The organism is Pseudomonas sp. (assembly GCF_030696055.1).
Lineage (GTDB): Bacteria > Pseudomonadota > Gammaproteobacteria > Pseudomonadales > Pseudomonadaceae > Aquipseudomonas.
Map to the genome: position 1 here is coordinate 1 of NZ_JAUYNP010000189.1, position 5,944 is coordinate 5,944.

8 protein-coding genes are annotated in these 5,944 nt (G+C 60.9%); 3 read left to right on the forward strand and 5 right to left on the reverse strand.

Features of this window, described 5'->3' with window-relative positions; all coding sequences use genetic code 11:
- A partial coding sequence (locus Q8Q83_RS11090) for an Hsp70 family protein (RefSeq protein WP_305623686.1) occupies window positions 1–623 on the reverse strand: 623 nt, incomplete at its 3' end.
- Window positions 624–722: 99 nt separating this feature from the next.
- On the reverse strand, window positions 723–1,292 hold the full coding sequence (grpE, locus tag Q8Q83_RS11095; protein WP_305623687.1) for a nucleotide exchange factor GrpE: 570 nt from the start codon (window positions 1,290–1,292) through the stop codon (window positions 723–725).
- 155 nt (window positions 1,293–1,447) lie between these two features.
- Here grpE and recN point away from each other — a divergent pair, with 155 nt between their 5' ends.
- Entirely contained in the window at window positions 1,448–3,133 is a 1,686-nt protein-coding gene (gene recN / locus Q8Q83_RS11100) for a DNA repair protein RecN (protein WP_305623689.1), read from the forward strand.
- Window positions 3,134–3,195: 62 nt separating this feature from the next.
- On the opposite strand, the gene fur is transcribed toward recN, so the two are convergent.
- A complete protein-coding gene (gene fur / locus Q8Q83_RS11105; protein ID WP_305623691.1) occupies window positions 3,196–3,600 on the reverse strand; it encodes a ferric iron uptake transcriptional regulator in 405 nt (134 codons plus the stop codon).
- Window positions 3,601–3,698: 98 nt separating this feature from the next.
- Between fur and Q8Q83_RS11110 the strand changes: the two genes are divergently transcribed.
- Entirely contained in the window at window positions 3,699–4,217 is a 519-nt protein-coding gene (locus tag Q8Q83_RS11110) for an outer membrane protein assembly factor BamE (RefSeq protein ID WP_305623693.1), read from the forward strand.
- A gap of 60 nt (window positions 4,218–4,277) precedes the next feature.
- On the opposite strand, the gene Q8Q83_RS11115 is transcribed toward Q8Q83_RS11110, so the two are convergent.
- Complete coding sequence (locus tag Q8Q83_RS11115; RefSeq protein WP_305623695.1) at window positions 4,278–4,598, reverse strand: RnfH family protein; 321 nt, start codon at window positions 4,596–4,598, stop codon at window positions 4,278–4,280.
- Entirely contained in the window at window positions 4,591–5,025 is a 435-nt protein-coding gene (locus Q8Q83_RS11120) for a type II toxin-antitoxin system RatA family toxin (protein ID WP_305623697.1), read from the reverse strand. The genes Q8Q83_RS11115 and Q8Q83_RS11120 overlap by 8 nt, the downstream gene beginning before the upstream one ends.
- A gap of 280 nt (window positions 5,026–5,305) precedes the next feature.
- Between Q8Q83_RS11120 and smpB the strand changes: the two genes are divergently transcribed.
- On the forward strand, window positions 5,306–5,788 hold the full coding sequence (gene smpB, locus Q8Q83_RS11125; protein ID WP_305623699.1) for an SsrA-binding protein SmpB: 483 nt from the start codon (window positions 5,306–5,308) through the stop codon (window positions 5,786–5,788).
- Window positions 5,789–5,944: the final 156 nt, after the last annotated feature.

A 5,944-nucleotide genomic window follows, 5' to 3' on the forward strand; every position in this document is an offset into this window, starting at 1 on the left:
GCGATTTCGATCACGGAAACGTCGAAGGTACCGCCGCCCAAGTCGTAAACGATCACGGTGTGATCGCCCTTCGCCTTGTCCATACCGTAGGCCAGAGCGGCCGCGGTTGGTTCGTTGATGATACGTTTTACGTCCAGGCCAGCAATACGGCCGGCGTCTTTGGTGGCTTGACGCTGGCTGTCGTTGAAGTAAGCCGGAACGGTGATGACCGCTTCGGTCACTGGCTCGCCGAGGTAGTCTTCGGCGGTCTTCTTCATCTTCTTCAGAATTTCAGCCGAGATCTGCGGCGGCGCCATCTTCTGGCCATTCACTTCGACCCAGGCGTCGCCGTTGTCGGCCTTGACGATCTTGTAAGGGACCATCTGGATGTCTTTCTGTACCACTTCTTCGTCGAAACGACGACCGATCAGACGCTTCACCGCGTACAGGGTGTGGTGCGGGTTGGTCACCGCCTGACGCTTGGCCGACTGGCCGACGAGGATTTCGCCATCGTTGGCGTAAGCAATGATCGACGGCGTGGTGCGCGCGCCTTCGGCGTTCTCGATAACCTTGACGTTGCCGTTTTCCAGAATAGAGACGCAGGAGTTGGTAGTCCCCAGGTCGATACCGATAATTTTGCCCATCTTCACTCTCCCGAAACTTGGATATTCCCGCCACTGCTCGTGGGCAGCGGCGCTAGCACTAAAACGCTTGACTCTTTAATGGGGGCTGATCGCCAAATTTCAAGCCTGCTCATCAATCGAGGGCGGCGCCTCGACCGGTGCCTTGCTGACCACCACCATGGCGGGGCGCAGCAAACGACCGCTGAGCAGGTAACCCTTCTGAAACACCTTGAGCACGGAGTTGGGCTCGACATGGGTGCTTTCCTGCAGCGCCATGGCCTGATGGTGCTCAGGGTTGAACGGCGCGCCATGGGGGTCGAGCGCCTCCAACTGGTGGCGCTTGAGGGTGTCACTGAGCAACTTGAGGGTCAGTTCCATGCCCTCACGTACCGCCTTGATCGCCTCATCGTCCGGGCTCGACAGCTCGAGGCCGCGCTCCAGGCTGTCCACCACCGGCAGCAAGTCGTTGGCGAAGCGCTCCAGGGCGAACTTGTGCGCTTTTTCCACGTCCTGCTCGGCGCGACGGCGCACGTTTTGCAGGTCCGCAGCCATGCGCAGCGACTGATCCTGCGCAGTCGCCAGCTGCTCTTCCAGCGCTTGCACGCGGGCAGCCAGGTCATCCCCCGAGGCTGCATCGGCAGCTGTTTGCACATCGGGGTTCTGCGTATCCAGGGTCTGTTCGTCAGCCATGCGTCTCTCCTCTAAAAATTCGACGCGAGCCTCAACTCGCGCGTCTGACCGCTATATGGGGCCGAATTTTATCCTTTCAAGGACCAGGGATGGATTGTCAGCCGACAAATAAACACTGTATAAATAACCATACCAAAGACCTGAGAGGCCTCGCCATGCTGGTGCACCTGTCCGTACACAACTACGCCATCGTTGAACACCTCGACCTGGAGCTGGACGCCGGCATGAGTGTGATCAGCGGCGAAACCGGCGCGGGCAAATCGATCATGCTCGACGCCCTAGGCCTGTGTCTGGGCGACCGCGCCGACAGCGGCGTAGTCCGTCCCGGCGCCGACAAGGCGGATATTCTCGCCAGCTTCGACCTCGGCGATATTCCCGAGGCACGCGCCTGGCTGGCCGAGCGCGACCTGGGCCATAACCAGGATCAGGACGGCCCGTGCATCCTGCGGCGCGTGATCACCGCCGAAGGCCGCTCGCGCGGCTATATCAATGGCGCGCCCTGCCCCCAGGGCGACCTCAAGGCCTTGGGCGAGTTGCTGATCGACATCCACAGCCAGCACGAACACCAGTCGCTGCTCAAAGCCGACACCCACCGTCGCCTGCTCGACGAATACGCCGGCAGCCAGGAACTGGCGCGCCAGGTGCAACTGGCCGCACAGCGCTGGAAACAGACCAAGAACGAGCTGCAGCGCGTCTCCAGCATCGGCGACGAGCAGCGCGCTCGCCATCAGCTGCTCAGCTATCAGCTGGAAGAGCTGGACAACCTGGCCCTGGGCGAAGACGAACTGGACCAGCTGGAACAGGAACACAAGAACCTGACCAACGCCGAAAGCCTGCTCAGCGCCTGCCGCCTGGTGATCGAACAGTGCAGCGAAAATGATGCCGGCAATGTGTTGTCCGCCCTGACCGGCAGCCTCAATCGCCTCGGCGCCTTCCAGGGCCAGCCTGGCGCCCTCAGCGAAGCGACCAACCTGCTGGCCAGCGCGCAGATCCAGGTCGAGGAAGCGGTCGGCGAGCTGAATCGCTTCCTCGATCACTTCGACGCTGACCCCGAGCGCCTGCAACAGATGGAAGAACGCCTGGATGCGATCTACACCCTGGCGCGCAAACACCGCATTCAGCCCAGCGAACTGACCGCCATGCAGCAGCAGCTGTTCGAGGAGCTGGAAAGCCTGAATGCCGACGACCAGGCCGCCGAGCGCCTGAGCGAAGAGCTGGCGGCCTTCGAGCGCCACTACCAGGAAAAAGCCGGCGAACTCAGCGCGCTGCGCAATAACGCCGCCAGCCAACTGGCCAGCGCGGTGGAGCTGGAGATGCAGAACCTTGGCATGCCGGGCGGACGCTTCAATATCAAGCTGAGTGCCAATAGCAGCAACGAGCCGCAGCCCAATGGCCTGGAGCAGCTGGAATTTCTGGTCAGCGCCAACCCCGGGCAGCCATTGAAAGCCTTGGCCAAGGTCGCCTCGGGTGGCGAGCTGTCGCGGATCAGCCTGGCCATCCAGGTGATCACCGCGCAGACTTCGCGGGTACCGACCCTGGTGTTCGACGAAGTGGATGTCGGCATCGGCGGCCCGACCGCCGAAGTGGTTGGTCAGTTGCTGCGCCGCCTCGGCGAACGCGGCCAGGTGCTGACCGTCACCCATCTGCCGCAGGTGGCCGCGCAAGGACACCAACATCTATTCGTGCACAAGCTGCGCGACAGCGATGCCACCCGCACCGCCGTAAGCAAGCTGGACGATGCCCAGCGGGTCGAGGAAATCGCTCGCATGCTCGGCGGCGTCGACCTGACCGAAGAGTCCCTGGCCCACGCACGGCAGATGGTCGGCAGCGCCCAGGCCTGATCGACATAGGCGCAGAAAACACAAAGGCGACCCTGGGGTCGCCTTTGTCAGTAGCCGATCACTCAGCTTTTCTTGCGCACGTAGAGCACCAGGTTGTGATCGACCAGCTCGAAACCATGCTCGCGCACTATCTCTTTCTGGCGCTTTTCGATCTCGGTGTCGAAGAACTCGATCACCTCGCCCGTGTCGACACAGACCATATGGTCGTGATGGCCGCCATCGGCCAACTCGAACACCGCATGGCCGCCATCGAAGTTGTGCCGAACCACCAGGCCCGCGGCTTCGAATTGGGTCAGCACCCGGTAAACGGTGGCCAAACCGACATCATCGCCCGCCTCCATCAGTGATTTGTAAACATCTTCTGCACTCATATGACGCTGACCGGCGGAGTCGAGCATTTGCAGAATCTTGACCCGTGGCAGGGTCACTTTCAGGCCAGCTTTGCGTAGTTCGCTATTTTCAACCATGGTCTGCTTTCTCGCGGAAGCGGCTTCGCAGCTTCCCTTATTGCGGGTATGATCCGGGCTTATTATTGCCCAGCCAAGATAGTGGAAGTCGCCCACCGATGCAAAAAACCAAACTCCTGCTGACCAGCCTCACGCTTACGGGGCTATTCGCACTCGCCGGTTGTTCATTCCCCGGGGTTTATAAAATCGACATTCAACAGGGCAATGTCGTGACACAGGACATGATAGACCAGTTGCGCCCGGGAATGACCCGCCGGCAAGTGCGGTTTATCATGGGCAACCCCCTGCTGACCGATACCTTCCACGCCAATCGCTGGGACTACCTGTACAGCATCCAGCCGGGTGGCGGTCAGCGCCTGCAGGAGCGCATCAGCGTGAACTTCAGCGCCGAGGACCAACTGGTAGGCCTGTCCGGCGACTTTATGCCAGGCGTCAGCCGCGACCAGGCCATTCTCGGTGAAGACAGTGGCGCGAGCACGCCTGCAGCCAGCCCACAACCCCAGGTCGAAGAGAAGCCGGCGCCCGGCTCGCTGCTGGAACAGATCCAGCGCGAAGTGGACAATGTGCAGACGGTTCCGGTGCCAACCCCCGAGCCACTGGAAACCACTCCGCAGTAATGCCCGCCGACCAAAAAGCCCGGAACCATCCGGGCTTTTTTGTGGGCGACTGCCGGCGGGTTAGCGCCTCTGCTCATCCGCCTTGGCCTGGGCGGCCTTGGCCGCGCGCTGCTTGCGCACCTCTTTAGGATCGACGATCAACGGCCGGTAGATCTCCACCCGCTCCCCCTCCTCCAGCACACGCTCCTCCGGCTTGGCCACCGCCTTGCCAAATATCCCCAAGGGACTATTGGCCAGGTCCAGACCCGGAAAATGCGCCTGCATACCCGACTGCATCGCCGCCTGGCGCACCGTAGTGCCATAGGGCAGGCTCAGACGCAGCAACTCCTGCTTATCGGCCAAGGCGTAGGCCACCTCGACCACTATGCTGGGCTTAGCCATAGAGTTGCTTGGCCCTTTGACAGAAGGCATCGACCAGAGTGTTGGTCGCCTGATTGAACAGCGGCCCGAGCGTCGCCCGCACCAGCGGCCCGGCGTAATCGAAAGTCAGATCCAGGCTGATCTTGCAGGCCTTATCCCCCAAGGCCTTGAACTCCCATTGGCCGTACAGCTGGGTGAAGGGGCCTTCGGCGAGCCTGAGCTTGATCAACTGCCCGGGCACCAGGGTATTAACCGTGACGAAACGCTGGCTCAACCCTGCCTTGGCCACCGCCAGGCTGGCGCGCATATGGGTCTCGCTGACCTCCAGCACCTCGCTGGCCGAACACCAGGGCAAGAATTGCGGGTAGCTGGCCACATCGTTGACCAGATCGAACAGCGCCTGGGCCGGATAAGGCAACAAAGCCGAACGTTGAATATGGGTACTCATAAAACTATGGTTTCACTCAATGGCTGACAGGCTGTGATTCACTCACTCTGCAACAAATAGGCACAACACACCAACGACTGGCGGCCCCCTGTATCGAGGCCTTAGCGTTCAACATGCCCGACTAGCCTGCCGCACTTGCAAAAGATCGCGCATTGTCGGGGATTCGCCAGGGCGGCTCAAGCGCAGCAGGACCGACAAACCGCCATGACCGCCTCAATCCGCGTTTTGCCCTGTTCAGCACATAGCGCAGGCGCTAGCGACTCCCTATAATGCGCGCCCTATGGCTAAACAAAAGAAACACCCGCAAGGCACCATCGCGCAAAACAAGAAGGCGATGCACGACTTTTTCGTCGAACACAAGTTCGAGGCCGGCCTGGTCCTGTCCGGCTGGGAAGTGAAGAGTCTGCGCGCCGGCAAGGCCCAGTTGGTCGACAGCTATGTGCTGCTCAAAGACGACGAAGCCTGGCTGATGGGCTGCCACATCACCCCGCTGACAACCGCCAGCACCCATGTGATCGCCGACCCGACGCGCACGCGCAAGCTGCTGCTGAACAAGCGCGAACTGGACAAGCTGTTCGGTGCCGTGCAGCAGAAAGGCTACACCTGCGTGGCCCTGTCGATTTACTGGAAGGCGCACCTGATCAAGTGCGAGATCGCCCTGGCCAAGGGCAAGAAGGACTTCGACAAACGCCACACCGAGAAAGAGCGTGACGCCGATCGCGAAGTGCAGCGCGCCATGCGCAGCAAAGGCAAAGACGACTAAGGGCCCCGCCCCATAAAAAAGGCTATGTCCCAAGGCTGTGTTGCAAGGACTAAGCTTTATGGCAGGCATCCGCTCGTGAGGTCTGCCCATCATGGATACTCAAGCCTTTCACCACTGGCTGGCTCATGTGAGCCAACTCAGCGCCAAACAGAAATC

Coding starts and splice junctions, on each gene's coding strand:
- grpE (WP_305623687.1), bottom strand. CDS start 1,292: ATGGCTGACGAACAGACCCTGGATACGCAGAACCCCGATGTGCAAACA.
- recN (WP_305623689.1), top strand. CDS start 1,448: ATGCTGGTGCACCTGTCCGTACACAACTACGCCATCGTTGAACACCTC.
- fur (WP_305623691.1), bottom strand. CDS start 3,600: ATGGTTGAAAATAGCGAACTACGCAAAGCTGGCCTGAAAGTGACCCTG.
- Q8Q83_RS11110 (WP_305623693.1), top strand. CDS start 3,699: ATGCAAAAAACCAAACTCCTGCTGACCAGCCTCACGCTTACGGGGCTA.
- Q8Q83_RS11115 (WP_305623695.1), bottom strand. CDS start 4,598: ATGGCTAAGCCCAGCATAGTGGTCGAGGTGGCCTACGCCTTGGCCGAT.
- Q8Q83_RS11120 (WP_305623697.1), bottom strand. CDS start 5,025: ATGAGTACCCATATTCAACGTTCGGCTTTGTTGCCTTATCCGGCCCAG.
- smpB (WP_305623699.1), top strand. CDS start 5,306: ATGGCTAAACAAAAGAAACACCCGCAAGGCACCATCGCGCAAAACAAG.